This is a genomic window from Sphingopyxis macrogoltabida, assembly GCF_001307295.1.
GTDB classification, from domain to species: Bacteria; Pseudomonadota; Alphaproteobacteria; order Sphingomonadales; family Sphingomonadaceae; genus Sphingopyxis; species Sphingopyxis macrogoltabida_B.
In genome coordinates this window covers 101,363-125,414 of record NZ_CP012700.1, presented here as the reverse complement: position 1 = coordinate 125,414, position 24,052 = coordinate 101,363, and the positions used below count along the sequence as shown (strand labels likewise).

24 protein-coding genes and 1 tRNA gene are annotated in these 24,052 nt (G+C 64.8%); 11 read left to right on the top strand and 14 right to left on the bottom strand.

What is annotated here, in order from left to right; translation table 11 throughout:
* Positions 1-6 precede the first annotated feature (6 nt).
* The 5 genes from AN936_RS00615 to AN936_RS00595 form a co-directional block, all read right to left on the bottom strand.
* Complete coding sequence (locus tag AN936_RS00615; protein ID WP_054586446.1) at positions 7-768, bottom strand: aspartate dehydrogenase domain-containing protein; 762 nt, start codon at positions 766-768, stop codon at positions 7-9.
* A 23-nt stretch (positions 769-791) separates the two neighbouring features.
* Positions 792-3,092: a TonB-dependent receptor gene (locus tag AN936_RS00610; protein ID WP_084758086.1), complete on the bottom strand. Its 2,301-nt coding sequence runs from the start codon at positions 3,090-3,092 to the stop codon at positions 792-794.
* A 169-nt stretch (positions 3,093-3,261) separates the two neighbouring features.
* Entirely contained in the window at positions 3,262-5,301 is a 2,040-nt protein-coding gene (locus AN936_RS00605; RefSeq protein ID WP_054586444.1) for a M13 family metallopeptidase, read from the bottom strand.
* Between the two features lie 40 nt (positions 5,302-5,341).
* The gene (locus AN936_RS00600) at positions 5,342-6,067 is read right to left on the bottom strand and encodes a MerR family transcriptional regulator (RefSeq protein ID WP_054586443.1); all 726 of its coding nucleotides are present in this window, start codon (positions 6,065-6,067) and stop codon (positions 5,342-5,344) included.
* Positions 6,060-7,343 carry an MFS transporter gene (locus AN936_RS00595; protein ID WP_084758085.1) on the bottom strand — a complete coding sequence of 428 codons (1,284 nt, stop codon included), beginning with the start codon at positions 7,341-7,343 and terminating at the stop codon, positions 6,060-6,062. Before AN936_RS00595 ends, AN936_RS00600 begins: the two co-directional genes overlap by 8 nt.
* Positions 7,344-7,472: 129 nt before the next feature.
* On the opposite strand from AN936_RS00595, the gene AN936_RS00590 reads away from it, so the two are divergent.
* Positions 7,473-9,551 carry a M13 family metallopeptidase gene (locus tag AN936_RS00590; protein WP_335337293.1) on the top strand — a complete coding sequence of 693 codons (2,079 nt, stop codon included), beginning with the start codon at positions 7,473-7,475 and terminating at the stop codon, positions 9,549-9,551.
* A gap of 42 nt (positions 9,552-9,593) precedes the next feature.
* Here AN936_RS00590 and AN936_RS00585 read toward each other — a convergent pair.
* Positions 9,594-9,670, bottom strand: a tRNA-Arg gene (locus AN936_RS00585).
* A gap of 71 nt (positions 9,671-9,741) precedes the next feature.
* On the opposite strand from AN936_RS00585, the gene AN936_RS00580 reads away from it, so the two are divergent.
* Entirely contained in the window at positions 9,742-10,491 is a 750-nt protein-coding gene (locus AN936_RS00580; protein WP_054586442.1) for a queuosine precursor transporter, read from the top strand.
* A gap of 2 nt (positions 10,492-10,493) precedes the next feature.
* Positions 10,494-10,898, top strand: a complete 405-nt coding sequence (locus tag AN936_RS00575; RefSeq protein WP_201782952.1) for a hypothetical protein — start codon at positions 10,494-10,496, stop codon at positions 10,896-10,898.
* Here the strand turns inward: AN936_RS00575 and purQ are convergent.
* Both purQ and purS read right to left on the bottom strand, forming a co-directional pair.
* Positions 10,860-11,525, bottom strand: coding sequence for a phosphoribosylformylglycinamidine synthase subunit PurQ (gene purQ / locus AN936_RS00570; RefSeq protein ID WP_054586441.1), 666 nt, complete (start codon positions 11,523-11,525; stop codon positions 10,860-10,862). The two genes, AN936_RS00575 and purQ, sit on opposite strands and share 39 nt — an antisense overlap.
* Positions 11,526-11,548: 23 nt before the next feature.
* Positions 11,549-11,779 (bottom strand): phosphoribosylformylglycinamidine synthase subunit PurS, encoded by a 231-nt coding sequence (gene purS / locus AN936_RS00565; RefSeq protein WP_054586440.1) that lies wholly within the window; start codon positions 11,777-11,779, stop codon positions 11,549-11,551.
* A 181-nt stretch (positions 11,780-11,960) separates the two neighbouring features.
* Between purS and AN936_RS23905 the strand changes: the two genes are divergently transcribed.
* The 4 genes from AN936_RS23905 to AN936_RS00550 all read left to right on the top strand — a co-directional run bounded on the left by AN936_RS23905 (position 11,961) and on the right by AN936_RS00550 (position 15,659).
* Positions 11,961-12,134 carry a (2Fe-2S)-binding protein gene (locus AN936_RS23905; RefSeq protein WP_037513974.1) on the top strand — a complete coding sequence of 58 codons (174 nt, stop codon included), beginning with the start codon at positions 11,961-11,963 and terminating at the stop codon, positions 12,132-12,134.
* 99 nt (positions 12,135-12,233) lie between these two features.
* The gene (gene bfr, locus AN936_RS00560) at positions 12,234-12,716 is read left to right on the top strand and encodes a bacterioferritin (protein ID WP_054586439.1); all 483 of its coding nucleotides are present in this window, start codon (positions 12,234-12,236) and stop codon (positions 12,714-12,716) included.
* A gap of 274 nt (positions 12,717-12,990) precedes the next feature.
* Entirely contained in the window at positions 12,991-14,796 is a 1,806-nt protein-coding gene (locus AN936_RS00555) for a CocE/NonD family hydrolase (protein WP_054586438.1), read from the top strand.
* Between the two features lie 434 nt (positions 14,797-15,230).
* Positions 15,231-15,659, top strand: coding sequence for a hypothetical protein (locus AN936_RS00550; protein WP_054586437.1), 429 nt, complete (start codon positions 15,231-15,233; stop codon positions 15,657-15,659).
* 19 nt (positions 15,660-15,678) lie between these two features.
* Here the strand turns inward: AN936_RS00550 and AN936_RS00545 are convergent, their stop codons facing one another.
* Complete coding sequence (locus AN936_RS00545) at positions 15,679-16,230, bottom strand: hypothetical protein (protein WP_054590004.1); 552 nt, start codon at positions 16,228-16,230, stop codon at positions 15,679-15,681.
* 189 nt (positions 16,231-16,419) lie between these two features.
* Between AN936_RS00545 and AN936_RS00540 the strand changes: the two genes are divergently transcribed.
* The gene (locus AN936_RS00540) at positions 16,420-17,556 is read left to right on the top strand and encodes a beta-ketoacyl-ACP synthase III (RefSeq protein WP_054586436.1); all 1,137 of its coding nucleotides are present in this window, start codon (positions 16,420-16,422) and stop codon (positions 17,554-17,556) included.
* Positions 17,557-17,692: 136 nt separating this feature from the next.
* On the opposite strand, the gene AN936_RS00535 is transcribed toward AN936_RS00540, so the two are convergent.
* The 5 genes from AN936_RS00535 to hisB all read right to left on the bottom strand — a co-directional run bounded on the left by AN936_RS00535 (position 17,693) and on the right by hisB (position 21,741).
* Positions 17,693-18,787, bottom strand: coding sequence for a calcium:proton antiporter (locus tag AN936_RS00535; protein WP_054586435.1), 1,095 nt, complete (start codon positions 18,785-18,787; stop codon positions 17,693-17,695).
* 50 nt (positions 18,788-18,837) lie between these two features.
* Positions 18,838-19,602 carry an imidazole glycerol phosphate synthase subunit HisF gene (gene hisF / locus AN936_RS00530; RefSeq protein ID WP_054586434.1) on the bottom strand — a complete coding sequence of 255 codons (765 nt, stop codon included), beginning with the start codon at positions 19,600-19,602 and terminating at the stop codon, positions 18,838-18,840.
* A 118-nt stretch (positions 19,603-19,720) separates the two neighbouring features.
* Complete coding sequence (hisA, locus tag AN936_RS00525; protein ID WP_420496825.1) at positions 19,721-20,467, bottom strand: 1-(5-phosphoribosyl)-5-[(5-phosphoribosylamino)methylideneamino]imidazole-4-carboxamide isomerase; 747 nt, start codon at positions 20,465-20,467, stop codon at positions 19,721-19,723.
* On the bottom strand, positions 20,455-21,066 hold the full coding sequence (hisH, locus tag AN936_RS00520; protein WP_054586433.1) for an imidazole glycerol phosphate synthase subunit HisH: 612 nt from the start codon (positions 21,064-21,066) through the stop codon (positions 20,455-20,457). Before hisH ends, hisA begins: the two co-directional genes overlap by 13 nt.
* An 87-nt stretch (positions 21,067-21,153) precedes the next feature.
* A complete protein-coding gene (gene hisB / locus AN936_RS00515) occupies positions 21,154-21,741 on the bottom strand; it encodes an imidazoleglycerol-phosphate dehydratase HisB (protein WP_054590002.1) in 588 nt (195 codons plus the stop codon).
* Positions 21,742-21,828: 87 nt separating this feature from the next.
* Between hisB and AN936_RS00510 the strand changes: the two genes are divergently transcribed.
* From AN936_RS00510 to fumC, 3 genes are read left to right on the top strand one after another with little or no spacing between them, the layout of a single operon-like run.
* Entirely contained in the window at positions 21,829-22,311 is a 483-nt protein-coding gene (locus AN936_RS00510; protein ID WP_054586432.1) for an SspB family protein, read from the top strand.
* Between the two features lie 4 nt (positions 22,312-22,315).
* Positions 22,316-22,630 (top strand): hypothetical protein, encoded by a 315-nt coding sequence (locus tag AN936_RS00505; protein ID WP_054586431.1) that lies wholly within the window; start codon positions 22,316-22,318, stop codon positions 22,628-22,630.
* Complete coding sequence (gene fumC, locus AN936_RS00500) at positions 22,627-24,048, top strand: class II fumarate hydratase (RefSeq protein ID WP_054586430.1); 1,422 nt, start codon at positions 22,627-22,629, stop codon at positions 24,046-24,048. Before AN936_RS00505 ends, fumC begins: the two co-directional genes overlap by 4 nt.
* Positions 24,049-24,052 lie beyond the last annotated feature (4 nt).

Genomic DNA, 24,052 nt, shown 5'->3' with positions numbered 1-24,052 from the left:
GCGCGATCAGACAAAGACCGCGCCGCCCGGCAGCGGCGCGGCGCGGCAGATCGAGCGCCACGCCGACGCCGCCATTTCGCTGCCCGACACGCCGGTGGCGGGCTGGCTGCGGCGGATCGACAGCCGCGCGCCGTCACGGCCTCGCGCCTCGACCTCGAGCATCAGATGGTCGAGCGCCGGGTCGGCGATGAGCCGCGCCCGGCAGCGGTCGAGCCCGACCGTCGCCAGCGCGCAGGCGACCATCGCGTTGACATTGTGCGGATAGCGCGCCGCGATGTCGCGCACGCTGCCGTCGAAGAGCAGGGTCTCACCCGGCGCGCCCCGCAGGCCGAAGCTGGCGGGCGGCTTGCGGAAGGTGATCGCCACCTCCTCCCACGCTTCCCGCCACTCGACGAGGCTGTCCATCCCGACGAGCGCGCCGTGCGCGACGAGCAGCGACCGGCCCGAGCCTGCCGCAGCAGCGTCGAGCCGCCCGCGCAGCCCGTCATCGGCGAGCGCGGTGAGCGAGAGCGGCATATAGTCGGCGAAAGCGAGAAAATCCGCGCCGTAGTGGCGGGTGACGCCGGGATCGGCCGCCTCGACGATCAGGTCGGGCGCCAGACGCCGCGCCTCCGCCAGCTCGTCGAGGATCAGACCATGCGGAACCTCTGCGAGCCGCGCCGCCGTCCGGTTATGGACGAAGGCCAGTTCGATCGCGCTGCCCTCGGCGGCGATGCGCCGGTACAGGTCGGCCCCGATAAACCCGAAACCGATCAGCCCGATACGCATCGCCGATCACGCCCCCAACGAAGTCAATATTTCCAGCGCAGCGTCGCGCCATAGGTGCGCGGCGGATTGTAGGAGACGAGCACCGAACCGATCACGTCGCTCTTGCCCGATTCATACAGCTCGTTGGTCAGGTTCTTGGCCCACAGGCGCAATTCCCATTTGTCGTCGTCGGTCGCGATGCCGATCGACCCGTTGAGCACGCCGACCGACCGCTGGCGCGTCCGGGCGCTGTTTTCGTTGTCGAAGAAGAAATCGTCGGTCCAGTTATAGTCGGCGCGGACGAAGGCGTTGATCCGGCTGCTCACCGGCACCGTCACGTCGCCGCCGATGCTGAACGAATTTTTGGGCGAGCGGCGCAGGACATTGCCCTTGAGGTTCGTCGGCACCGGCACCGAACAAAAGCAATCGGGGTCGTATTGCAGCTCGGTGCTGATCAGGTCGCCGGTGATCTTGGCGTCCATATAGGTGTAATTGGCGAACAGCGTCACGCCATCGACCGGGGCGACCGCGGTTTCAAGCTCGATCCCCTTCACGCGTGCCTTGCCGGCGTTCGAGATCACATTGTCGGCGGGCAGATTGGGATCGAAGATGACGAACTGCTGCGTCTGGAGATCCTTATATTCGGTCCAGAAGCCGGTGAGGTTGAAGCGCAGCCGGTTGTCGAGCCACGTCGTCTTGGCCCCGACCTCGTAATTCCAGGCATATTCGGGATTATAGGCAAGGCGCGCCTCGCCGGGGTTGGTCGCATTCTCGCCGTTCCAGCCGCCCGATTTATAACCCTTCGACACGAGGCCGTAGAGATAGACGTCCTCCGCCGGCTGCCAGTGCAGGTTGACACTCGGCGTCCACGCATCCCAACTCTGCTTGCTCGAAGCCGAAAAGGCACGGGTGAAATCGCCATTCTCGTCTTCGAACTCGGCGCCGAGGAAGTCGCCGATCGTCTCGCGATAGACGGCGAAGCGCTTCTTGTCCTTGGTGTAGCGGATGCCTGCGGTCACCCCGAGCGTGTCGGTGATGTCGAACGTACCCTCGACGAACGCCGCCCAGGTGTCGCTCTTCAGCCGCGTCTCGGCGATCTCTTTGCCCTGCGCGTAGAATTCGACGAAGATATAGTCGGCGATCTCGGTGCGATCGACGCTTTCATGCTGATAATAGAGACCGGCGAGCAGGTTGAACGGGCCGTCGAAATCCGAACGGAAGCGCAGGTCCTGCGAAAAGCTCTTCGCGGTCTCGTCCTTGTCGTTGATGTAATAATCGTCGTTGAACAGCGAATGGTCGATCGCGCCGAAATCGATCCGCCCGTCGGGACCATAGATTATCTTGGTGAAGTCGATGAAGCTGCCCGCATCGTTGTTCACCGACGCGAACTTGCCCTCGCGATACGCCGTCACCGAGGTCAGCGTGCCCGAGCCGGTGTCGTAATTGACGCTGAGGTGGACGCCGCCGAGGTCGGCGTCCTGCTTGCCGTCGATATTGTTCGGGCCGCGGCGCCGCTCGGGGTTCACGAAGGGGATATTATGCTCCGACGGGATCTGGATATCGACCCATTTGCCGCCGCCGCGCCGCCGCGTCAGATCGCCGGTCAGCAGGATGTCGAGCCGGTCGCCCTGCTGATAGCGAAGCTGCGCCATCACGCCATAGGCGTCGAGATCCTCGACATCGTTGCCGGTGAAGGTGTTGCGGGCATAGCCGTCATGGTGCCGCGCGCTCGCGGCGATACTGCCCGACAGACCTTCGGCCAGCCCGCCCGCGACATTCGCCTTGACCTCGAAGCTGCCGTAATTGCCCATCCCCGCCTCGGCGCCGGCGCGGAATTCGTCGGTCGGCTTGCGGGTGATGAAGTTGATCGCCCCGCCGACGACATTCTTGCCATAGAGCGTGCCCTGCGGCCCGCGCACGATCTCGACCCGTTCGAGATCGAACAGTTCAATCGCGGTGCCCTGCGCGCGCGACAGATAGACGTCGTTGAGGAAAAAGCCGATCGCCGGGTTGGACGCGGCGCTTTCGATGTCGGTTCCAATCCCGCGCAGGAAGATATTGGGTTCGGAGACGTTGTCGGGGTTGAAGGTGAAACCCGGAACGCGGCCCGCGATCTCCGAAAATTCGTCGATCCCCGCCTTGGCGAGCGCTTCGCCACCGATTGCCGACACCGACAGCGGCGCCGACTGGAGATTCTCCTCGCGCTTGCGTGCGGTGACGACGATTTCGTCGAGGCCGCCTTGCGGTGCCGCGGCGTCCTGCGCGAACGCCGCTTCGGTCATCGCCAGCGCCGACATCGTCCCCGCCAGCAACAACACCCGCCCGGTCCGTGAAACTTTCCTCATCTTGCAGCCCCCATTTTCAGGATCGCCGCTGGATGTTGGATTCGGCGCGGCGTTATCGGGGCAAAATTGAAACGGCAGCGCCTATATGAATAATAATAATGCCAAGGCTTTTTATACGAGAATTGTTATATACGCGGACTGCCGCGGCCCGGCGTGCGTTTTCAGTTGCTTACCAGATTCTCACCCGCTTTTCGGGCGGCAGGTACAGTTTGTCGCCGGGCTTGACGTCGAACGCCTCGTACCAGGCGTCGATGTTGCGCACAGTCAACACGCGCAGCCTGTCGGGCGAATGCTGCCAGGTCAGCATCGTCTGCCGCAGATATTCGTCGCGCGCCTTGATGCGGAAGAATTGCGCCCAGCCGAGGAAGAAGCGCTGGTCGCCGGTCAGGCCATTGATGACCGGCGCCGGCCTGCCGCCCAGTGAACGCTTGTACGCCTCGTAGGCAAAGGTGAGGCCGGCCAGATCGCTGATATTCTCGCCCAGTGAGATCCGCCCGTTCGCATGCAGGCCGGGCAGCACCTCATAGGCGTCATATTGCGCGACGAGCGCGTCGCCTGCCGCCTCGAACGCCTCGACGTCTTCGGGCGTCCACCATTCGGCCTGCACCCCCTTCTCGTTATACTTCGCGCCGCTGTTGTCGAAGTTATGCGTGATCTCATGCGCCGCCACCGCCCCGACCGCGCCATAGTTGATCGCCGCGTCGGCGCCGGGATCGAACGTCGGCGGCTGCAGGAAAGCGGCCGGGAAGGTCAGCTGCAGCAGATTGTAATTGGCGTTGGCGTCGACCTTCTGCGCGCTGAGATAGCTCCATTCCCACCACCGCGTCGGTTCGCTGGCCCGCTGCATCATGTAGCGAAAGTCGAACCGGTTCGCCCGCACCCGGTTGCCGAAGGCGTCGCCGGCCCCGATGTCGAGTGTGGTGTAATCGCGCCATTGATCGGGGTAACCGACCCGCACCGTCAGATTCTTCAGCTTTTCCTGCGCGCGCCGCTTCGTCTGCGGCTGCATCCACGCAAGCTTGTCGATGCGGTCGTGCATCACGCCTTTCAGATTGTCGACCATGCTGGTCATTTCCGCCTTGTAGCCGGGCGGAAAATGGCGCGCGACATAGGCGGCGCCGAGATCGTCGCGCAACGCATCCGAGACGAAGGCGACCGCGCGCCGCCAGCGTGGCGCCTGCCGGGGCGTCCCCGCCAGCGTCGTGCCGTAGAAGGCAAAGACCTCATCGTCGATTGCGGCGGGCAATACCTCCGCCAGACCGCCGAGGCTGCGCAGGATCAACTGGTCCTTGAGCACATCGAGCGGCGCCTTGTCGACGATCGCCGCGATCCCCTTAATCGCGCTCGGCTCGCGGACCTGGACATGCGTCAGGTGCGGGCCGTGCCGCTGCAGGATCGCCGCCAGGTCGAGGGTCGGCGTCGAGAATTCGGCGAGCCCGGCGACCGGATATTTGTGATAGGTTTTGACCATGTCCGCGGCATCGCCGCGCGGCCAGTGGACCTTGGCGATCTCCGTTTCAAGCGCCATGACCGCCTGCGCGCGGGCATCGGCATCGCTTTCGCCAGCCAGCGCCAGCAATCTCGCCAGATGCGCGACATAGGCCGTCCGCATCGTCGCATAGGCCGGTTCGTCCGAAAGATAGCTATCGCGGTCGCCCAGCCCGAGCCCGGCCTGATCGATCATCAGCCGCGCCTGACCGGGTTCGCGGTCGTCCTGCCAGACCCAATAGGCGACGGGTCCGCCGACGCGCATCTCGTCCGCCTCGGCGAGCAGCGCCGAATAGCCTTTGCGGTCGGAGAGGCCCTTGATCCGGTCGAGCCACGGGCGGATCGGCGCGAGGCCCAGCGCCTCGACCCGGTCGGTGTCGAGATAGGCGGCATAGGCGCGGCCGAGCTTGCTAGCGGGGTCGGCCTTGGCCGCTTCCAATATCGCGCGGAGCTGCTCGTTGGTCTGGTCTTCCTGCCGATAGTAGGAACCATAAGCGGGCTTGTCGTCGGGGATTTGCGTGTTGGCGATCCACGTGCCGTTGGCATAGGCGAAGAAGTCGTCGCCCGGCTTCACCGTCCGGTCCATCCCCGCCTCGTCGAACCCGAAGCTGCCGATCTCCGCCGGCGCGGGCGCCGAGGCCCGCGATTGATCTTCCTGCGCATGGACGCCGCCCGTCAGCATGGCCCCGCAAAGCAGTATCGCAACGGACAGAGAACGCATGATCGTAACCCCTTTGCATTCGGTGGAGGAAGGTGCGGATTCAGGCGATGCGGGAGGCGACCGCCGCCAGCATCTTGCGCTGGCTGTCGTTGACGCTGGTGAGCGCGTGTGCGTTGATCAGTTCGAACAGCGTCGCCTTGCGGTGCACGCGAAACACGTCCCTGAATTCCGGAATGACGGCCTCAAAATGATGCGCATATTCCTTCGCCAGCGCCGCGATCTCGTCGTCGCCGCTTTGCGGGCCGAGCGCGTCGAACCTTTTGCCGAGTTGGGCAAAGGCCGGTGATTCGGCCATGCGTTCGTAAATCGCATAGAGCCGGGCGAGGTCTTCCTGGCTCAACAATTGCGCGAAGAGCGTGAGCTGTTCGCGCCACGCCTCGATCGCCGCTTCCGAACGCCCCTCGGTCAGCGCGTTGAACGGCTGGCTCAGCCCGGCACCCGGCAGGTCGGCGTCACTCTTCAGCCGCGCCACCAGCCGCCGCTGTTCCTCGAGCCGGGCGATCTGGTCGGCCAGTTGCCGGTCGAGCGTGTCGAGCACATCGCCGGCGCCCGCGCCGCGGCCTTTGAGGAAGGATGGGATGTCCGACAGCGCGATGCCGGCCGCGGCGAGGCCCTTGATCCGCAGCAGCCGAACGAGGTCGGCGACGCCATATCGGCGATAGCCGTTGCGGTCGCGGGGCGGTTCGCGCAGCAGCCCGATCTGGCGATAATGGCGCAGTGTGCGCGGCGTCACGCCGGCAAGGTCCGCCATATCCTTGCTACGCATCGGCCGTCATCCCCGTGGCAACGGCGGGCTCGTCGGCAACGCCGGCCGCCGGGCTCCGCTCCGCTTCGGTGGCAGCACGTCCGAGGTCGCGAAGCGCGGGGACGAACAGGCCTGTCGCGGCGGCGGCGGCCCATATGCCGGCCGTCGCGATGACGGCGACCGGCAACCCGCTCAGCTCGATCAGCACCGCGGCGCCCATGATCCCGAGCGGGACGGCGGCGGTGATCAGCGCATTCTGGATTGCCGCGATGCGCCCGCGCACATGTTCGGGCACCCGTTCGATCGACAGGACGCCGAACAGCCCGCTGTAGAGCGCGCTCGACAGCCCGAGCACGACGGCGCCGGCGAGGATCACGGGCACCGAGGCCAGCGTGGCGATGACGGCAAAGCCGATCGTCGCCCCCGTCAGCCCTGTCACCAGCCAGCGCCGCCGCGGGCCCCGGCCGCCCAGCGTGCCGTAGATCGCGCCGCCCGCGAGCGTGCCGAGGCCGATGGCGGACAGCACCAGCCCCAGCGACGACGGCTGGTCAATGGCGGAGAAATAGACCGGCAGGATCAGCCCCTGCAGCGCCCCGAGCGCCATGACCGACAGGGTGCCGATCGCCATCATCGCTTTCAGGAACGGGCTGCGGAGCAGCACCAGCCATCCCTCGCGCAGGCCCTGCCAGCCGGCGTCGTCCGGCTGCTCCGTCGCCTCGACCGGCACCCCGCCGACCTCGCGGGGAATGAACAGGGTCGCGAGCGCCGCCAGCAGCGATGTTGCGGCGGTAATCCAGAGGACGGTCGTCCCGGGCAGCAGCGCCATCAGCGTTCCGGCGAGCGCCGGCCCGGCGAGCAGCGCGAGCGACACCAGAACCTGCGCGAAGCCCGCCATGCGCTCGGCCGATGCGCCGCTGTGCCGCAGGACGGCCGGCAACAGCGCCGTCCGCGCCGCCAGCCCCGGCAGGTCGCCGAGCGAGCCGACGATGCCGAGCAGGATGAACCACGACAGCGTCAGCCCCGAAATATGGTCGACGATCGGCAGCGCGGCGACCGAGAAGGCCGAAATGAGGTCGGTCACCACCGAGCAGTCGCGCCGGTTGAAGCGGTCGATGACGACGCCCATGAACAGGCCGGCGAAGATTGCCGGCAGCGCCGTCGCCGCCGCGACCGAGCCGGTTCCGAGCACGCTCCCCGTCTTGTCGAGCACGATCAGCGGCAGCGCCACCGCGGCGATCGAATTGCCGAGAATCGACAGGAAATAGGACGCCAGATAGGCCGGTGCGGATAGTTTCATCCTGCCCTTCTGCACTATGACGTTACGTCAGGGTCAAGGCAAATCGGCCCAGCGGGCGTGTCGAGAAATTCTGATGCTGAGACTGCAAATTCCTGCGTCTTGCCAAGGCGTGTCATCGGGGTGATGCAGGTGCCCGAACCCAATTCTGACGAGGTACCGATGCGCCTGCTGCTTGCCCCGATCCTTCTTGCCGGAACCATGTTTTCGGCCACTACCGCCACATATGCGCAGGAAGCCGCGCCCGCCACGGCGGCGGCGCAGGACGCCAAGCCCGAGATCGGCACCTTCGGGTTCGACGAGACCGGCATGGACAAATCGGTCAAGCCCGGCGACGATTTCTATGGCTACGCCAGCGGTGGCTGGGTGAAGAACACCCCGATGCCCGCCGACAAGGCAATGTACGGATCCTATATCATCCTGCGCGACCTCACCACCGAGCGGCTGCGCGGCATCATCCAGGAAAAGCAGGACGATCCGTCGAGCAAGCTCGGCCGCGCCTATGCGACCTTCATGGATGCGGCGAAGGTCGAGTCGCTGGGGATGGCGCCGATCCAGCCGTGGCTCGCGAAGATCAGGGGCCTGACCGACCGCAAAGGCTATTCGGCGCTGACCGCCGAGGCGATGCAGATGGGTATCTATGGCCCGATCCTGCCGTGGGTATGGACCGACGACAAGCAGCCCGAACGGATGATCCTGCAGATCGATCAGGGCGGCACCGGCCTGCCCGACCGCGACATGTACCTGTCCGACAAGCCCGCCTTTGCCAAGATCCGCGCCGACTATGTCGCGCATCTCGGGCGCGTGCTGGCACTGGCCGGCGAGACCAACGTCGAGGCGCGCGCCGCGGCGGTGATGGCCCTGGAGACCGAGATCGCCAAGGCCCAGTGGACCCGCGAAGACGCCAGCGACATGGGCAAGACCTATCACAAGTTCACGCTCGCCGAGACCGCGCAGTTCGCCAGCCCGGCGCTGAACCTGCAAGCCGTGCTCAAGGCCGCGGCGCCCAACGTCACGGAAGTATTGGTGCGCGAACCGAGCTGGATGACGGCGATGACCCAGATCGTCGACAAGGCCTCGCTCGAAGCGCTGCGCGACCAGATGATCGTGCGCAGCCTCGACAGCTTGGCGCCGGCGCTGCCCGACGCGGTGGAGGCCGAACGCTTCGCCTTCTACGACAAGGCCCTGAAGGGCACGCCCGAGCGCGAGGAGCGCTGGAAGCGCGGGACCACCTTGGTCAACGCCCAACTGCGCGACGAGGTCGCCCAGATCTATGTGCAGCGCTATTTCCCGCCCGAGTACAAGGCGGCGATGACCGATCTAGCCAAAAACCTGCTGGTCGTGATGGGCGACCGCATCGACAAGCTCGACTGGATGGAGCCGGTGACCAAGGCGAAAGCCAAGGAGAAGCTGAAGGGCTTTGTCATCCGCGTCGGCTATCCCGACAAGTTCCGCGACTATGCGGGGCTGGAGGTCCGGGACGGCGACCTGTTCGGCAACGTCATTCGCGCCAACCGGTTCGAGTTCGCCTGGTCGGTCGGCCGCACCGAACGGCCGACCGAGCGGTCGGACTGGTATATGTCGCCGCAGACGGTGAACGCCAACGCGACCTATAACCGGCTGGAAATCACCTTCCCGGCCGCGTTCCTGCAGGCGCCCGCCTTCGATCCGAAGGCCGATCCGGCGGTGAACTATGGCGCGATCGGCGCGATCGCCGGCCATGAGATCAGCCACCATTTCGACGATCAGGGCGCCAAATATAACGAGAAGGGCATCCTCGCCAACTGGTGGACACCGAAGGACCTCGCGGCGTTCGATGCGGCGGGCAAGGCGCTGATCGCGCAATATGACGCCTATGAACCGCTGCCCGGCGAACATGTGAAGGGCGAGTTCACGCTGGGCGAGAATATCGGCGACCTCGCCGGGCTGACCATCGCCTATGACGCCTATCAGCGCTCGCTGAACGGCAAGCCGGCGCCGGTGTTGGGCGGCTATACGGGCGACCAGCGCTTCTTCCTCGGCTGGGCGCAATTCTGGCGCGTGAAGCAGCGCGAGGAGCATCTGCGCCAGCATCTGCTGACCGACGCCCACTCGCCGGCGACGCAGCGCACCTGGGTCGTTCGCAATCTCGACGCCTGGTACAAGGCGTTCGACGTCAAGCCCGGCGACAAGCTCTATCTGGCCCCCGCCGACCGCGTGCGCGTCTGGTAAGGTAACCGGGCCGGCAATGCCCGGCTTCATCGATCGGAAAGATGGCGCGCCCGGCAGGATTCGAACCTGCGACCACCCGCTTAGAAGGCGGGTGCTCTATCCAGCTGAGCTACGGGCGCGTGCACGAGGCTGTCCGCCGCGCGAATAGCGCGGTTTGCGTGGGCTGCAAAGCAGGTTAAGCAGCAGCCCGATGACCGACTCCGACAACCCGCCGGCGCAGCCCGTCGCCGTGAGTGCCGCCAGCGTGCGGCATTTCCGCTATTACGACCTGATCATGGCGGCCTTCGTCGCCATATTGCTCTTGTCGAACATCATCGGCGCGTCGAAGCCGAGCTATATCCCCCTGCCCGACGGCACCCAATGGGCGTTCGGGGCCGGGGTGCTGTTCTTCCCGATCAGCTATATCATCGGCGACGTCCTCACCGAAGTCTATGGCTATGCCCGTGCCCGCCGGGTGATCTGGACCGGCTTCGCGGCGCTCGCCTTCATGGCGTTCATGGCATGGGTGGTCGTCGCTTTGCCCCCCGCCGATGGCTGGCCGGGGCAGGCAAGCTACGAGTTCGTCTTCGGCAACAGCTGGCGGATCGTGATCGCGTCGATGACCGCCTTTTGCGTCGGCGAATTCGCGAACTCCTATGTCCTTGCGCGCATGAAGCTGTGGACCGGCGGGCGGATGCTGTGGGCGCGGACGATCGGATCGACGGTCGTCGGTCAGGGGCTGGACAGCCTGATTTTCTACCCGCTCGCCTTTTACGGCCTTGCCGGATGGCCCCCCGAACAGCTCATGCAGGTCGTCCTGTCGCAATGGCTGATCAAGACATTGTGGGAGGCGGCGCTGACGCCGTTCACCTATATCGTCGTCGGCGCGCTCAAGCGGCGCGAAGGCGTCGATGTCTTCGACGAGGGAACGGACTTTACGCCGTTCCGGGCGAAGGTCTGATCTTGGCGGAGCCTTTTCCTATCTGGTTCTCTGACGCAAAAATCTCGCTGGTCGCGGCGACCGGACTGACCCGCGACGCGCTGCATATTTATGCCGCGCTGGGAATTTTCATCCTCGTCAAGCTGCTGTGGCGCGGCCGCGGCGGCACGGTTGCGGCGCTGCTTCTCGTGGCCGCCGCCGCGCTGGCGAACGAGTGGCTCGATCACCGCGTCGAGATGCTCCAGAAAATCTGGTGCAACGATGAAGAGCATTGGCACGACATATGGAACACTTTGTTCTGGCCGGTCGTGTTGGCGGTCGTCCTGCCGTGGCTGCCATCGTCGCCGCGCGGCAAGAATGCGACGGCCGAAACCGCGCCCGCAGAAATGTCAGGCGAGGACGCCGAGCGCGGCCTCGAACAGGCGTAGCCCGTCGGTGCCGCCGTGCGCGCGGTCGATCGCGCGTTCGGGGTGCGGCATCATGCCAAGCACATTGCCCGCGTCGTTCAGCACGCCCGCGATGGCGCGCGCCGAGCCGTTGACATTATCGGCGTAGCGGAAGGCGACGCGCCCTTCGCCCTCGATCCGGTCGAGCGTTTCGGCGTCGGCGAAATAATTGCCGTCGTGATGCGCGACCGGAATGTCGATCGCTTCGCCCGCCTTATAGCCCGCGGTGAACAGCGACTGGCTGTTTTCGACGGTCAGCGGCACGCTGCGGCAGACGAAGTTCAGCCCCGCGTTGCGCATCAGCGCGCCGGGCAGCAACTGCGCCTCGGTCAGCACCTGGAAACCGTTGCACACGCCGAGCACCGGCACGCCGCGCCCCGCCGCATCGGCGACGCTGCGCAGGATCGGCGACCGCGCCGCCATCGCGCCCGAACGAAGATAGTCGCCATAGGAAAAGCCGCCGGGCAGCGCGATGAACTCGATGCCGTCGGGCAGTTCGGTCTCGCGGTGCCAGACCATCGCCGGGGCGCGGCCGGTGACGGTTTCGAGTGCGACGGCCATGTCGCGGTCGCAATTGGAGCCGGGAAAGACGATGACGGCGGTCTTCATGGGTCAGGCTCCTTCGCGGCCGGTCAGGCGCGTTCGATCCGGTAGTTTTCGATGACGGTGTTCGCGAGCAGCTTCGCGCACATCGCGTCGAGATCAGCGTCGCTGACATCGTCGGCGACCTCGAGTTCGATGAAACGGCCGGCGCGCACGTCGCTGACGCCGCCGAAGCCGAGGCCTTCCAATGCGTGATGGATCGCCTTGCCCTGCGGGTCGAGCACCCCGGGCTTGAGCGTCACATAGACCTGAACTTTCATGGAAGCGCACCTTTATCGTCGGGGGCGGGAATATGGCCGCGCCTATGCCCGCGAATCATTTTCCGGGCAAGGGGCCTTGCCCCCGAAAATGCGGCTTTTCGGATTGCGAACCAGTCGCATCTTTATTGTTGCGAATCCGTCGCACTATCCCTAGATAGGTCTTGTTGAGAGGGATTCGCACATGGTCGTCTGTGTCTGCAACGCAATAAGGGAAAGCCAGCTGCGCGATGTTGCGCGCGATGGCCAATTGCGGTGCGCCAAGGCCGCCTATGCGCAATTGGGTCGCAAACCCAAGTGCGGACAGTGTCTGCCTTTCGCTCGCAATATCATCAGTGACGTCGCCGCGACCGCCTGATTTTCCTTGGATTTCCGCCATTTTTGACCTTGGCCCGACCGGGACCGGGGCATATAATGGCGCCCACCCACTCCAAGATAAAATGACAGGACAGACACCATGAAGGGCGACGAAAAGGTCATCGATTTCCTCAACGAGGCGCTGAAGAACGAGCTCACCGCGATCAACCAATATTGGCTGCACTATCGCATGCTCGACAATTGGGGCGTTGCGAAGCTGGCGCATTTCGAGCGCGAGGAATCGATCGACGAGATGAAGCACGCCGACAAGCTGGCCGACCGCATCCTCTTTCTCGGCGGCCTGCCCAATTTCCAGATGCTCGGCCGCCTGCGCGTCGGTGAGACGGTCGAGGAAATTCTCAAGGCCGATCTCGCGCTCGAAGAAGAAGCGATCCCGCTGCTCAAGGACGCGATCGCGCATTCGGAAAGCGTGCGCGACTATGTCAGCCGCGACCTGTTCGCCGACATCCTCGAAAGCGAGGAACATCATGTCGATGAACTCGAAAAGCAGTTCGAGATGATCGAGCGCATGGGGCTGGAAAATTACATCCAGTTACAGTCGAAGTCGGTCGGCGACGACTAAATAGCCGTTTCTATCCACGCGTCCGGCGCCGATTGACGATATCGGCCCGGACGCGCGACTTTTCCCCGGCACCCGGCCGCTGCCCGACGCGATACCGCGCCGACAAAAACGGCCCGAACGCAGCAAAACTGGCCCAAAGCCACAGAAATTATCGTGCCCTGCCCCAAGCCGTCCCGGCTATCGTCGAAACCGGCGGGCGAACAAGAGGTCCCAGGCAACCGGCAGCGAGCCGGCCGCAAACACCGCGCCCCCTGTACGACAAGAGGAGGATGGCTTGAATCGTCGGGAATATCTTCTGACCGCGGCATCGGTATTGGCGATGGGATCGGCGACAGATGTCCAAGCCGGGCTGGCAGGCACAGGCGACGGTTCGGAGGGAACCCGAAAGCCGCTGTTCGAACCGCAGATCAACTATGCGGTCCGAATCCCGATGCGCGACGGCGTTCAGCTGAGCGCGACGCTGTACCTTCCCCGGGGCGTCACGACGCCGCGCCCGGTCATCTTCTCGCTCACGCCCTATACCGCCGATGGCTATCATCCCGAGGGCATTTCCTTTTCCAGCAACGGCTATCCCTATCTTTCGGTCGACATGCGGGGACGCGGCGAGTCGGGCGGCGAATTTTCTCCCTTCGTTACCGATCCCGACGATGGACGCGACATCGTCGACTGGATCGCCCGGCAGCCGTTTTGCAATGGCAAGGTCGGCATGTGCGGCCTGTCCTATGTCGGTTATACCCAATGGGGAACGGTGCGCGGCGACCCGTCCGGGCTGGCGACGATCGTGCCCTCGGCGCCTTGCTATGTCGGCTTCGATTTCCCGATCCGTTACAATATTTTCTTCAACTTCGCGGCGACCTGGCTGACGCGCGTATGGGGGAATACCGGCCGCGTTACAGCCTATAATGACGGCGAATATTGGTCGCAGGCGTTTCTGCGCTTCCTCGAATCGGGGCAGCCGTTCCGCAAGCTCACCGAATATTTCGGACTCGATTCCAAACCGTTCGACGAATGGATGGAACATCCGCACCAGGACGAATATTGGGATCAGGCGAATCCGACCCCGGACCAATTTGCCAAGCTGACCATTCCGGTCCTGTCGCTGTGCGGCGCCTATGACGGCGACCAGCTCGGCACGCTCGAGTTCCATCGCCAGCACCTGAAAAATGCCGGGACCAAAGCGAACCATTATCTGGTCATCGGCCCCTGGGGGCATCTCGAGGTCCGCAAACCGAAGGCGGAATTTTTCGGCATCAAGGTCGGCCCGGAGAGCGTCATCGACATGCCGAAACTGCACCGCGAGTGGTTCGCCTTTGCGATGGAAGGCGGCAAGAAGCCCGAATTCCTGAAGAAGAAGGTCACGCATTACCTCATGGTGGCCGACGAATGGCGTTATGCCGATACGCTCGAAGACGTCACCTCGCGTTACGAGACCCTGCATCTGCAGTCATCGGGCAACCCGGACAGCGTCTATCGTTCGGGAACGCTGGCGGCCACGCCGGGCGGCCGCGCGGAACCCGATCATTATGTCTACGATCCGCGCGATCTCAGCGTGCCGAAGCTGGAGGCGACGCTGACCGGCTCGCACCTGCTCGATCAGACCATGGTCCTCGCCGATTCGGCCGCCAAGCTCATTTACCACAGCGAGCCGTTCGAACAGGATACCGAGGTCAGCGGCTTCTTCAAATTCTCCGCCTGGATCGCCATCGACCAGCCCGATACCGATTTCCTGGTGTCGATCTATGACATCGGCGCCGACGGATCGAGCATGTTCCTGACCGAGCAGCATATGCGCGCGCGCCATCGGGAGAGCCTGCGCGGCGAAAAGCTGATCGATACCAGGGAACCGCTACGCTATGATTTCGACCGTTTCTTCTTCGTCTCGCGGCTGATCCGCAAGGGCCATCGCCTGCGTCTCGTTTTCCGCCCGAACGAAGGCCTCGGCTGGCAGAAGAATTATAATAGCGGCAAGCCGGTCGCCGACGAAACGATGGCCGACGCCCGCACCGTGACGGTGCGGCTGTTCCACGACGCCGCGCGTCCGAGCACGCTGAGCATCCCCATCGGGCAGTCCAGGGGCTGATCGGGGCGCCTTGGAGCATGACCGTCCTTTGATGAACCGACGGCGCCAATCCCGCTCATCGTCACCCCGGACTTGATCCGGGGTCCATTCGCGCCGACGCCGGGATAATGGATCCCGGATCAAGTCCGGGATGACGCTTCATCCAAAGATGATCCGCTCCGGGAATCCTTGGCGTCGCATTATGTCGATCCGGCCGGCGGCGATCCGCGAGTGGGCGGGGACAATCAGCATATCGAAAAACTGGGGTTTTCGGAGTCGATTTCCCAACATCACATTTTTCGCTTGTATTTGCGAATAATTCTCAATAGCACAATCAGGCAGTCCCCTCCTGCCGGCCGCTGCACCTTCTAGCTGCACCAAAGCGGCCGGCATTTTTTTCCCGAACAACGTGGAATGGAGATGAGGAACTGCGTGGGTCGGGAGATAGACACCTCATGCAAAACAGCACGCTGATCCGCCAATTGACGCAGCAGCCGCTGGTGCGCGACCTCTCGGTCGAAGCGGCACAAGCCGTGCTCGCGCTACGCTATTGCATCCTCTGCCGCCGCAGCGAACGCGACCCGATGCCCGAACTCGAACGGCGCTGGGGCAACATCCTTGCGGCACGGCGCTATCGCCTCGTCGTCGAGGCGATCGGCCATGTCTGGCCCGAACCCTTTGCCGTCGCGCCGCCCTGCTGCCCGCGCGTCAGCTTCGACGAGGCGCTGCTCGCCGCGATGGTCGGCGCATCGTCGCGCGGCGACCGCGTCCATTTCGACTGGTTGACCGCCGAAATGCTGGGCAGCGACGCGCGCGAGATGCTGTTCGTCGCGCTCGAGAACTTCATCCGCGCCCGCGCGCCGGGACGTGTCGGCGGGCTATAGAGCCCACCCTGAGTCTCGCTCAATTGGCGGGCTTGGTCTCGTCGATCTTGTCGACCCATTCGGGGTAGAAGCTCGGCTCGCGCGCCGACCAGCCCGGCGCGGTCGCGGCGGCTTCGCTGATCGATTGGAGCAGGAGTTTACGTTTGTCGGGGTGCAGGTGCGGCAGCGATGCCGCGGCGCAAAAGGCGCCCGGCAACCACGGCCGCGCATGCGCGCCGAGCAACCGCTCGTAGAGGAAGCGATAGGGCGCGAAGGCATGCAGCCGGTCCTGCCCCAGATCGAACGCCGAAACCGCGATCAGCGGCGCCATAAAATGTTCGAGCGCGTCGAGCCCGCTGTCGTCGGGTATATGCGCGCGGACATCGCCGAGACGCTGGTAGACGCGCGCCTGGACGCGGATCGCGGTTTCCTCGACCATATCGCGCGACCAGCGCGCGATCGCATCGTCGCGTTCGAGCCCGATGTCGAGCGAGCGGCGGATATACCGCTGCGTCGCGGCGGGGAAACCCGCAAATTCCTTGATTTCCGATATCGACAGATCGCCCGCTGCCGGTCCCGAACGCGTCGCCATGGTCATGCTCCCGCACGGCGCCCGGGGAGCCATCCCCCCGGAGGCCTGCATCTGCCAGTCTGCCACCAAAATGGTTAGTGGCGGGTTAACCATGATGTCGGGGAGCGTTCAGCCGGTCGAGGGGCGTTGCGCGTCTTTGCGACCCGGCCTAATCAACATGTCCCGAAAAACAGAACATGCAGGACTGCCATGTCGCACGCACCGCAGCCGGTCATCTCCGCAACCGGCCTTTTCACCCCCGCCGAACGCATCTCCAACGAAGAACTTGTCGCGAGTTTTAACCAGTATGTTGCGCTGCACAATAGGGAAAATGCCGACGCTATCGCAGCGGGCGAAATGGCCGAACTGGCTGAATCGAGCGTCGAATTCATCGAGAAGGCAAGCGGGATCGGCTCGCGTTTCGTCGTCGACAAGGCGGGCATCCTCGACCCGGAGCATATGGCGCCGCGCATCGCCGAACGCCCCAACGACGAAATTTCGCTGCTCGCTGAGATCGGGGTTGCCGCCGCCAGAGACGCGCTCGCCCGCGCCGGACGCGACGCAGGCGATGTCGACGCGGTCCTCTGCGCTGCATCGAACATGCAGCGCCCCTATCCCGCAATGGCGGTCGAGATTCAGGACGCGCTCGGCATTGACGGTTTCGGTTTCGACATGAACGTCGCCTGCTCGTCGGCAACCTTCGGCATCCAGACCGCCGCCGACTATATCCGCGCCGGCCATGCGCGGAGCGTGCTGGTCGTGAACCCCGAAATCTGTTCGGGGCACCTCAACTGGCGCGACCGCGACAGCCATTTCATCTTCGGCGACGTCGCGACCGCGATCCTCGTCGAGGACAAGGACATGGCGCCCGCAGGCCATTGGGACATCCTCGGCACGAAGCTCAAGACCGTCTTTTCGAACAACATCCGCAACAATTTCGGCTTTTTGAACCGCGGCCATGGCGGCATCGACCAGTCGGGACCAAAGTCGGACAAGCTGTTCGTCCAGGAAGGCCGCAAGGTGTTCAAGGAAGTCGTGCCGATGGTCGCCGATATGATCGTCGCCGAAATGGGCAAGCTTGGCCTCGAGGGCGCCGACATGCGCCGGCTGTGGCTGCATCAGGCGAACACCAACATGAACCGGCTGATCGCGCATCGCGTGCTGGGACACGAGGCGAGCGAAGACGAAAGCCCGACCGTTCTCGACACCTATGGCAACACGTCGAGCGCGGGATCGATCATCGCCTTCCACCTAAACCACGCGGATATGGCGGCGGGCGATACCGGGCTGATCTGCTCGTTCGGCGCGGGTTATTCGGCGGGGACGGTGTTCGTTCGGAAGACCTGAGCCTTCATTTTGCTTCGTCACCCTGAACTTGTTTCAGGGTCCATGGCCTGACCTCGCCTCAAGCGCGACGCCGAACGAGAGCGTCGGCCATGGATGCTGAAACAAGTTCAGCATGACGAGAAGAGAGATGGAAGTTTTACGGCACGAATGTCGTGAACAAATAGATCGCGAACAGCATCAGGTGGATCACCCCCTGCAGCACGGTCGTCCGGCCGTTCGCGAGCGTCTGCACCGACACGATCAGCGACAGGAAGAGCAGCACCGTCGACTTGGCGTCGAGACCAAGGCTGATCGGCAGGTCGGTGACGATCGACAGGATCGCGACTGCCGGAATGGTGAGCCCGATCGTCGCAAGCGCCGATCCCAACGCAAGGTTGAGGCTGGTCTGGAGCCTGTCGGCCTTCGCCGCGCGCACGGCTGCCAAGCCCTCCGGCGCAAGGATCAGCGCCGCGATCAGCACGCCGAGCACCGCCGGCGGCGCGCCCCAGTCGGCGAGCAGCGCGCCCATGACGGGCGATAAATTCTTCGCGAGCAGGACGACCGCAACGAGGCTGGCGAGCAGCAATGCGCCCGACATCGCGGTGCGCTGCATGGTCGGGGGCGCGGCATGGGTGTCTGGCTCACCGTCGCCATCAATGTCGGCGTTTGCTTCGGGCAGGAAATAATCGCGGTGGCGGACCGTCTGCACGAGGGCAAAGGTGCCATAGAGGATCAGCGACACGGCCGCGACGAAACCGAGTTGGGTCGAGGAATAGAAGGGACCCGGCACGCTCGACGTGAAATTGGGGAGGACCAGCGTGACGACGGTGAGCACGGTCAGCGTCGCCAGCGCCGCGCCGATTCCGGTACGCTGGAAGCGTTGCTCATGGTGGCGGATCGCACCGCTGAGCAGGCACAGCCCCATCAACAGGTTGAGGATCACCATGACCGCCGCGAATACCGTGTCGCGCGCCAGCGTCTGCGCCTTTTCGGGTTCGGCCTGCATGAGGGTGAGGATCAGCCCGACCTCGATCACCGTCACCGCGAGCGCGAGGATCAGCGTCCCGAACGGCTCGCCGACGCGGTGCGCGATCACCTCGGCATGGTGGACCGCGGCGACGACCGCGCCCATCAGGATGATCGCGACCATCCACGGATTAAGCCCCATGCCGAAACTCGCCATCGCAGCAAGAAAGCCGAGGATCGGGAAGAGGTCGTTGGTGCGGTCGGCGAGGCGGAGTTTCGAGGTCATGGGACGTCTATTGCAGCCCCCTCTCCGCCTGACTACCCCCGGCTACGCAATTAATGTGCGCGAACGGGCAATCCAGCCGCGGCAAGCCGCGCGTGCGCCTCGGCGATCGTCGCCTCGCCGAAATGGAAAATGCTCGCGGCAAGCACCGCACTCGCCCCGCCCTCGACGACACCGGCGACCAGATGGTCGAGATTGCCGACGCCACCCGAAGCGATCACCGGCACGCTGACCGCATCGGCGATGGCGCGGACGAGCGCGAGGTCATAGCCGTCCTTGGTGCCGTCGCGGTCCATGCTGGTGACGAGCAGTTCGCCCGCGCCGAGTTCGGCGAGGCGGACGGCATGGTCCAGCGCGTCGATCCCGGTCGGCTTGCGGCCACCGTGGGTGAAGATTTCCCAGCGGCCCTCTGCGACCCGGCGCGCGTCGATGCTGCCGACCGCGCACTGGCTACCGAAGCGGTCGGCGATGTCGGCGACCAATTCAGGCCGCGCCACCGCGGCGCTGTTCACCGCAACCTTGTCGGCGCCCGCGAGCAGCAGCGCCCGCGCATCCTCGGCGCTGCGCACCCCGCCGCCGACGGTCAGCGGCATGAAGCAAACCTCGGCGGTGCGGCCGACCATGTCGAGCAAAGTGCCGCGGCCTTCATGGCTCGCCGAAATATCGAGAAAGCAGAGTTCGTCGGCGCCCGCCGCGTCATAGGCGCGCGCCGCCTCGACCGGATCGCCGGCATCGCGCAGGTCGACGAAGTTGACGCCCTTGACGACGCGCCCGTCGGCGACGTCGAGACAGGGAATGACGCGAACGCGGACGGTCATCTGCTCCCCTCCTCCTGTTCCCCGGCGAAAGCCGGGGTCCATGGCGGTGTCCCGTAACACAGGCTTTGTGAAGCCCTGGGCCCCGGCTTTCGCCGGGGAACAGGAAGGGTGCGAACCATCAACCGCGCCCCGCCGCGATCGCTTCGGCGAGATCGAGCCGCCCGTCGTAGAGCGCGCGGCCCGTGATCACGCCCTCGATGCCGTTCGCGACATGCGGACGCAGCGCATGGATATCGCCGATATCGGCAACGCCGCCGCTCGCGATCACCGGAATGGCGACCGCCTGCGCCAGTGCGACCGTCGCCTCGACGTTGCAGCCCTTGAGCAGGCCGTCGCGGCCGACGTCGGTGAACAACAGCGCGGCGACCCCGGCATCCTCGAAACGCCGCGCGAGATCTTCGACGCGGACGTCCGACACATCGGCCCAGCCCTCGGTCGCGACCATGCCGTCGCGCGCGTCGACGCCGACGACGATGCGGCCCGGAAGGTCGCGCGCGGCGGACTTCACAAATTCGGGGGCCTTCAGCGCTGCAGTGCCGATGATCACCCGCTCGACGCCGAGCGCGAGCCAGCGGTCGACGCCCGCGCGGTCGCGGATACCGCCGCCGACCTGCACCTTGCCCGGAAAGGCGGCGATGATGCTCTCGACCGCCGCGCCGTTGACGCTCGCGCCGGCGAAGGCGCCATCGAGGTCGACGACATGCAGGTGCGAGGCGCCCGCGTCGGCAAACAGCCGCGCCTGCGCCGCCGGATCGTCGCCATAGACGGTCGCGCGCGCCATATCGCCCTCGGCAAGCCGCACCACCTGCCCGCCCTTGAGGTCGATCGCGGGGAAGATGGTCAGGCCAAAATCTACGGGCGCCACTGGAGAAACCTTTCGAGCGTCGCGAGGCCATAGGCCTGGCTCTTTTCGGGATGGAACTGGACGCCGACGATATTGTCTCTTGCGACCGCCGCGGTGAAGGTGCCGCCATGGCTGCTCGTCGCCGCGACATCGGCGGCATCGGCGAAATGGTAGCCGTGGAGATAATAGGCCTCGCCCGCCGCGATCACGGGGTGGCCGAAGGTCGGGACAACATCGTTCCAGCCCATGTGCGGGATGCGCAGGCCGGGCGCGGGGTCGAAGGCGCGCACCGTGCCGCCGATCCAGCCGAGCCCCTTGTGCCGTCCATGCTCCTCGCCCGCGTCGGCGAGCAATTGCATGCCGACGCAAATGCCGAGGAAGGGTGTCGCTCGTTCGATTACGGCCATTGTAAGCGCATCGATCATACCATCCAGCGAAGCCAATCCAGCAGCGCAAGCGCCGAAGGCGCCGACGCCCGGCAGTACGATGCGATCGGCGAAAAGAACCGCATCCGGATCGAACGTCACATCGACGCCATCTGCTCCGGCGGCAATCAGCGCATTATAAACCGACCGCAGATTGCCGGCGCCGTAGTCGATCAAGGCTATGGTCTCAGCCATCAAACTCTCGTCATCCCAGCGAAAGCTGGGATCTCAGGCGTCCTGAAAAACCGCACGCGATCCCAGCTTTCGCTGGGATGACGCCGTTCATAGCACGCCCTTCGTGCTGGGAATCGCATCGCCCTTGCGCGGGTCGATTTCGACCGCCTGGCGCAGCGCGCGCGCGAGCGCCTTGTACATGCTTTCGGCGATGTGATGGTTGTTCTCGCCGTAGAGCGTTTCGATGTGCAGCGTGATTCCGGCGGTCTGCGCGAAGCTCGCGAACCAGTGCGGGAACATCTCGGTGTCCATCTCGCCGAGCCGCGGCTGCGAAAAGCCCGACTTCCAGACGCAATAGGGCCGCCCCGAAATGTCGAGCGCGCAGCGCGTCAGCGTTTCGTCCATCGGCGAATGCGCCTCGCCATAGCGCGCGATACCACGCTTGTCGCCGAGCGCCTTCGCGACCGCCTCGCCGAGCGCGAGCGCCGAATCCTCGACCGTGTGGTGCTGGTCGATATGAAGGTCGCCCTTCACCTGCATCGAGATGTCGATCAGCGAGTGGCGCGACAATTGCTCGACCATATGGTCGAGAAAACCGATGCCGGTGGACACCGAATATTCGCCCGTTCCGTCGAGATTGACGGAAATCGCGATATCGGTTTCCTTGGTCGTGCGCTGGACAGTGGCGGTACGCATGAGACGCCCCATAGCAGCGACTTTTCGCCATGCAAGGTGACTCTCCCCCCTTGACCGGCACGCGCCGCCCGTTCATCCCCCTTCGCCATGAGTGACGACGTCCGCGATAGCCTGATTCCCTATGACGAAATCGTGCAGGATGCGCTGCGCGCCGTCGTCGGCCGCGTGCTGAGCCAGATCGAGGGTCATGACAGCCTGCCCGGCGAGCATCATTTCTATATCACCTTCAAGACGCAGGCGCCCGGCGTCGATATTCCGGCGCATCTGATCGCCAAATTCCCCGACGAGATGACGATCGTCCTCCAGAATCGCTTCTGGGACCTGAAGGTCGCCGACGATCATTTCAGCGTCGGCCTGTCGTTCAACCAGACGCCGTCGATCCTCGTCATTCCCTATGCGTCGATCACCGCATTCGTCGATCCGTCGGTTGATTTCGGGCTGCAGTTCCAGGTCAGCGACGACGATATGGCTGAACCCGAACCGCATGACGAAGCCGACAACGACCGGCCCGAGGTTACGACCGAGGATGGATCGAACGTCGTGACGGTGGATTTCGGCAAGAAGCGCTGAGCGCGTGGGCGGCCCAGCCTGGCCCCCCAGCCGTTTCTGGCAATATTGGGCCCTCGCGGGGATGCTTGTCCTGACCGCGGCCTTTTGGTGGGGGGTGGAGGGTTATGCGCTGTTCGCAAGCCCGTGGCCGCGCGGCCAGATTGCCGACGGGCTGCTGCGCTTCACCCTGCTCGTCCTGACGCCCGCGCTCGTCCTTGCCTGGCTCGCCGCAGGGTGGTTGCGGCGCCGGGTGGGCGAAACCGGATATTGGCAGCTGCTCGGCATCGTCGCGATGATCTGGGCCGGCGGTGTGCTGGTGACGAGGATGCTGGTGACATGAACACACGAACCGAGAGCGACAGCATCGGCGAGATCGGTGTTCCCGCGGATGCCTATTGGGGCGCGCAGACCGAACGCAGCCGGCATAATTTCGCCTTTCCGGCGCACGAACGCATGCCGCTGCCGATCGTGCATGCCCTTGCGCGGATCAAGGGCGCGGCGGCGCGGGTAAATCGCGCACACGGCCTCGACGCCGGCGTCGCCGACGCGATCGCCGACGCGGCGGAGGCGGTGGCCGCGGGCGGATATGACGACCAGTTCCCGCTCGCCATCTGGCAGACGGGCAGCGGCACCCAGTCGAACATGAACGTCAACGAGGTGATCGCGGGCATCGCCAACGAAAAGCTCGCCGGCACGCGCGGCGGCAAATCGCCGGTCCACCCCAACGACCATGTCAACATGGGCCAGTCGTCGAACGACAGCTTTCCGACCGCGCTGCACATCGCGGTGGCGGTCGAGACGACGGCGCGGCTGCTCCCGGCGCTCGCCGAACTGACCGACGCGCTGGCCGCCAAGGCCGAAGCGTGGGCCGATATCGTCAAGATCGGCCGCACCCATTTGCAGGATGCGACACCGCTGACGCTGGGCCAGGAGTTCTCCGGCTATGTCGCGCAGCTCAACGCATGCCGCGCCCGGATCGAAGGCGCGATGGCGCACAATATCTGCAAGCTTGCGCAGGGCGGCACCGCGGTCGGCACCGGGCTCAACGCCCCCGCCGGTTTCGACGTCGCGATCGCGGCGGAACTGTCGCGCAGCACGGGAATCGCCTTCGAACCCGCGCGCAACAAGTTCGAGGCGCTGGCGTCGAACGACGGGCTCGTCTTCTTCTCGGGGGCGCTCAATACGCTGGCGGTCGCGCTGACCAAGATCGCGAACGACGTCCGCCTGCTCGGTTCGGGGCCGCGCGCCGGGCTCGGCGAGCTCGACCTGCCCGCGAACGAACCGGGCAGTTCGATCATGCCGGGCAAGGTCAACCCGACCCAGTGCGAGATGCTGACGATGGTGGCGGCGCAGGTTATCGGCAATCATCAGACGGTCACCGTCGGCGGGATGCAGGGGCATCTCGAACTCAATGTCTTCAAACCGCTGATCGGATCGAACGTGCTGCGCTCGATCGAACTGCTCGCTATCGGCATGGCGGGCTTCACCGAACATTGCGTCGCCGGGATCGAACCCAATCGCGCCCGCATCGACGACCTCATGAACCGCTCGCTGATGCTCGTCACCGCGCTCGCGCCCGAGATCGGGTACGACCAGGCGGCGAAGATCGCCAAACATGCGCATGAAACCGGGAGCACGCTGAGAGAAGCCGCGCTTGACCTTGGTTATGTCGACGCCGAAACCTTCGACCGGGTGGTCGATCCGCGAACGATGCTGGGACCGGAAAAACAGGGAACCGGTGCCGATCCCGCGAATTGATAAT